At 43.7% G+C, this 4,035-nt stretch carries 4 protein-coding genes; all 4 read right to left on the reverse strand.

Annotated features, from left to right (window positions below; genetic code table 11):
- Positions 1-1,083 (reverse strand): ABC transporter permease (locus QVO88_RS06360; RefSeq protein WP_288177839.1); only part of this gene is annotated, 1,083 nt, incomplete at its 3' end.
- Positions 1,070-2,191, reverse strand: coding sequence for an ABC transporter permease (locus QVO88_RS06365; RefSeq protein WP_022287668.1), 1,122 nt, complete (start codon positions 2,189-2,191; stop codon positions 1,070-1,072). The genes QVO88_RS06360 and QVO88_RS06365, both read right to left, overlap by 14 nt.
- A gap of 4 nt (positions 2,192-2,195) precedes the next feature.
- Entirely contained in the window at positions 2,196-3,143 is a 948-nt protein-coding gene (locus tag QVO88_RS06370) for an ABC transporter ATP-binding protein (protein WP_022287669.1), read from the reverse strand.
- Positions 3,144-3,281: 138 nt separating this feature from the next.
- Positions 3,282-4,035, reverse strand: a 754-nt coding sequence (locus tag QVO88_RS06375; protein WP_288177840.1) for a HAMP domain-containing sensor histidine kinase, incomplete at its 5' end; no start/stop codon positions are given.

Here is a 4,035-nt window from a genome sequence, read left to right on the forward strand (position 1 = left end):
CTCGATACCAATGCAGATGAGATATTCCTTTGTGCTGAATACTCCACCGCTCATGCCGAAAAGCATATTGTTGGCTTTGGTGTACCAGTATGCAGGGAACAATCTTCCCACTGCAAGAACGCCTCCTGTGAGCAATTCCTGCGGCACGAAAACTCCGCAAAGAAAGCTCATGCCAAGACCGATTATGTTCGATATAGCAGTTATGCCGTTGTCGCTAAGGTCAAACTGCGCTATTATCATTGCTATGCCTGCGGCGGCAATGATATATACAAAGCTGTTAAGGCAGGCGAGCCAGAATTTCACGCTGAGCGTTTTGCCCCAAATTATTGCGACTATCATAAACAAAAGCCATATGCTAAACACCAAGATACTTGCCCCAAGAGCCGTCTGTCTGCTGTAGTTTGCTGATGTCAGGCTTGAACACATTGTGCGTTCTCGAACGCCTTTTCTGTTTAGCGTAAGTATTACAGGGCAAAGGGTAACAATGAGCATGGACAGCATAACGTATGCAAGATACTGAAAATAGTAGCCGAATATTGCCGGCATACCTGTTCCGCCCTTGTTGTTAAAGTTTTTAAGCTCCGCCTTTACTTGCTGAGAAACTGCCGTTTGGGCAAGCTCCATGGCGTTTTCTGTGCTTTCACCTGCCGTCATGTACGCCTTTACGCTTGAAAGATAGCCGTCAAGCCTGCTTTCAAAAAGCTGTCCGCCGTAGCTGGAGGGCATTTTGAAATTCTCAAAAAGTCCGTCAAAATCCCCTGCGTTTATCTTGTTGCCAAAGCCCTTGTTTATATAGAGAACATAGTTGGCACGTTGATAATAAACGGCGTCGATGACCTCGTCTTCATCATCTGCAAGCTCCACCTTTTTGTTGTCGCTGAATATAAAGTCCTGCAAACGCTTGCTTTCGGCACTGTTGTCACGGTCAATGACGGATACGGACATTTTATAGTCCTCATAGTCATTGTTATCTTTTGCAGTATCCGCCATTATTACTGCTATGACCATAAATATGACGAGATATAATAAAGCAGACGTAAGTCTTGTTTTGAGTATTTTCATAAAGGTCTTAAAGACTTGCATATTTACGCCTCCTTGTAAGAACATATCCACCAAGGGTGAACAGCACTGTGTATATCGCCATTGAAATTATCTTCACTGTGAACCGCCTGTAGTCATCGTAGAGATTAAGACAATAGAAGCTGTCTGAGATAACTGCGGCAGGGTTTATTTCATTGAATATCGGGCAATGCTCTGCAACAGTGCCTTTCATGGTGTTTGACATAAGACCGCTGAAGAAACAGCAGGTCATTGATACCGCCATGACTACAGACATTTTTAAACCCTCTTTTATGCGGAAAGAGCCAACGAAAAATCCCATGGATATTCCCATTATTCCGCCTAGCACTGCGGCAAGGTAAACAAGGGGGAGCTTACTGCCGAAATCCACTTTAAGCACAAATCTTAGGAACGTCACCGATATCACCATGCATATCATTTCCACCGCATGAAAAGCAAGGAGCGTTGCCGTTATGCTTGTAAGCTTGTTCACTGGAGAACAGCAACGTCTTGCGCCAAGTGCAGACAGGTCACCCTGATTTTCCTGTGCCACGAACAGACCTGACATCGAGCCGAAAAGTGCCGTCATGGCAAGAAGATTATAGAAAAACTGTATCGTTATATCAGGATTGCCGTGGAGAGGTATATCCTCATTTGGGCTTATCTTCTCAGAAAGGGAAGCTATGACCTTATCAAGCTTTTGCGGAGCGTTCTTTGCAGTGTCGGTTATTATCTTTTCCTGAGTTTTGTATTGCTGTATGAAAGTCTTTACAATAGTCTGCTGGATACCTGTTGAGCCAAACTCAAGGGAGAGGTCGGAAGCTTTTATAATGCCTTTTATATCCTCGCTTTTAAGCATTTCTTCTGCCTTGTCAATGTCTGTATACGTCACCTTGAAAAGAGCCTCATCACTATCTGTTATCTGTTCAAGCACCTGTTTAAGGATATCGTTTTCTTCTATATTTGTCACCGCAACAGGTATCGCATTGAATACAACATCTTTTTCGTATATTCCTGAAAACGCCATCTTAAAAAAGCAACCCAGTATTATGGGAAAGGCTATGAGCCAGAAGAGTATGGCTTTTTGACGCAGACAGCTTTTAAATTCGTATTTGAATATGTTTGAGAACATTCTATCACTCCTTATCCCTGAGAGCTTTGCCGGTTATTTCAAGGAAAACGTCATTGAGGGTAGGCTGCTCAGAATAAACGCTGCCGAAGCCCACCTGATTTTCCTGCAATATTTTCAGTATCTCAATAAGATTGTGCCGTCCCCCTGTACAGCGTGCAACGAGCTTGTTGTCGGCATAGGAAACATTATAAACGTGTTCCAAAGCTTCTATTTGTTCACGGACGTTTTCAGGAAGCTGGAGTATCTCGGCGGTGATAGTTTCGGTGTTCTTTATCATGCGTTTGAGTTCCTCTGTAGTACCCTCGGCTATCTTACTGCCCTTATCCATTATGGCGATACGGGTGCATATCTGCTCGACTTCTTCCATGTAGTGGGAGGTGTAAATTATAGTCGCACCTTCACGGTTGAGCTGTAAAATGCCCTCCGGTATCTTGTTTCTTGATTGTGGGTCAACGGCAACTGTCGGCTCGTCAAGTATGATAAGCTCAGGCTTGTGTGCAATACCACAGGCAATGTTAAGTCGTCTGAGCAGACCGCCTGAAAGCTTTTTAGGGTGGAACTTCACAAAGTCCTCAAGTCCCACAAAAGCTATGGCATCGTCAACATATTTCTTTCGTGTGGCTTTGTCGGTGATGTAAAGCCCGCAAAAATAGTCAATGTTCTCATACACAGTCAGCTCGTCAAACACCGCAACATTCTGCATTATAACGCCAATACGCTTTTTTACCCCATAGTTCACAGGGGACATTTTTTCACCGAATATCTCGATGTCGCCCTTATCGTATGCCAACAGTGAGAGCAGGCAGTTTATCGTGGTGGTCTTACCCGAACCGTTAGGACCGAGAAGTCCGAAGACCTCGCCTTTTTTTATTTCAAGATCAAAGTGGTCAAGAGCAATAAGCTCCTTGTATCTTTTTACCAGATTGTCTATTTTTACTACAGTTTCAGCCATAAGAAAAACCTCCCTTAGTTTGTATTATCATTATACAATACTATCCGCCAAAAAGCTAGTGAGCAAAGTCATATCTTCATGTGACAAATGTCATATTATAAAAAAGCAGAGCGGCTGGTGACCAACTCTGCTTTGCAGTTATTTAAGCTGTGCTGTAAATATCATCATGCCGTTTTCGGCTTTGCATGATATCTTGCTTTTGTGCGACCTGACTATTGCCTGTGCAATAGAAAGCCCAATGCCGTAGCCGCCTTTTTTCTCACCTTTTGACCGAGAACGTGAGCTGTCGTCACGATAAAATCTGTCAAAAAGTTTTGTTAGGTCGCCTTGCGGTGGTTCTTTGCAGGTATTTGAAACTTCTAGGTCAGTTTCCTTGCCATTATGAGAAGTGAAAAGCTTTACTATTATCTCGCCATCCTCGTCAGCATATTTTACTGCATTTTCCGTGAGGATAGAAACAAGCTGTCTTATCGCACCCTCGTCACCGTGATAGGAAAGTCCGTTGGCAACATCAATGGTGAGCTTTTTGCCCTTTGTTTCCGCAAGGGTAGTAAAAGGCGAAGCGGCGTCATAAACAGCGTCAGAAATATTGAAATCAGCCATGGTAAGAGCAGGCTTTTCCTCCTCCATTTTTGCAAGGCTTAAAAGCTCTTTCAGCAGACCGTTGAGCCTTGTTATCTGATTTTTTATGCTCACCGTCCACTGGTTTGGCTCTGACACCATTTCAAGAACTTCCGTGTTTGCGGAGATTATGGCCAGCGGCGTTTTTATCTCGTGCCCTGCGTCGGTGATGAACTGCTTTTGCTTTTCAAAGCTTTCCACAACAGGTCTTATTGCACGCTTTGAGAAGATTATGATAAGCAGACATACAAGTATATATCCTGCCGCCCCT

Source organism: Ruminococcus sp. CAG:57, from assembly GCF_000435935.1.
In the GTDB taxonomy this organism is placed as follows: Bacteria; Bacillota; Clostridia; order Oscillospirales; family Ruminococcaceae; genus Hominimerdicola; species Hominimerdicola aceti.

Excerpts from the sequence above, each read along its gene's own strand:
- QVO88_RS06365 (WP_022287668.1), bottom strand. The coding sequence starts at position 2,191 with ATGTTCTCAAACATATTCAAATACGAATTTAAAAGCTGTCTGCGTCAA.
- QVO88_RS06370 (WP_022287669.1), bottom strand. The coding sequence starts at position 3,143 with ATGGCTGAAACTGTAGTAAAAATAGACAATCTGGTAAAAAGATACAAG.